General features: G+C 63.3%; 1 pseudogene. It reads left to right on the forward strand.

Annotation, left to right across the window (positions count from 1 at the left end):
• Positions 1-95 precede the first annotated feature (95 nt).
• Positions 96-703, forward strand: a pseudogene (locus MTR66_RS12280) (DDE-type integrase/transposase/recombinase); the annotation flags it as partial.

Here is a 703-nt window from a genome sequence, read left to right on the forward strand (position 1 = left end):
CGGGTATCCGGTAGCGGAGGTCTCACAGCGGCTCGGCGCCAGTCAGCACTTGCTGTATGCCTGGAAGCGGAGCTGGCGGGGCAAGTGTTGGCGATGCCGATCGCAAGAGCGCACGTTACCGTTCCAGGCGGAACGATGATGGCGCCCTGCGGGAGCGCTTGCGCGAACTGGCGAACCAGCGTCGCCGGTTCGGCTATCGGCGCCTTCACATCCTGCTGCGGCGTGAAGGCGTGATGATCAACCGCAAGAAGATGCAGCGGCTTTATCGTGAGGAAGGTTTGGCCGTTCGCAGGCGACTTAGCCGCAGACGCGCCGTGGGTACGTGGGCTCCGGCCCCGGTGCTGGCCTTGCCCAACCAGCGCTGGAGCCTCGATTTCGTCCACGACCAGATGGTGTCCGGGCGACGTTTTCGTGTGCTCAACATCGTCGATGACGTCACGCGTGAGTGCCTGGCCGCGATACCCGGCACTTCGATCTGCGAGCGTCGTGTCGTGCGCGAACTGGCGCTCCTGATCGAGAGGCGCGGCAAGTCAGGGTTGATTGTCAGTGACAATGGCACCGAACTCACCAGCAACGCCGTCCTATCGTGGTGCGGCCAGCTGGTGTGGAATGGCACTACATCGCACCGGGCCGTCCCATGCAGAACGGTTTCGTCGAGAGCTGGAGACCCGCAAAAACCGATGGCGTTTCGGGAGCTATGATG

It is taken from the genome of Novosphingobium beihaiense (assembly GCF_022832375.1).
In the GTDB taxonomy this organism is placed as follows: Bacteria; Pseudomonadota; Alphaproteobacteria; order Sphingomonadales; family Sphingomonadaceae; genus Novosphingobium; species Novosphingobium beihaiensis.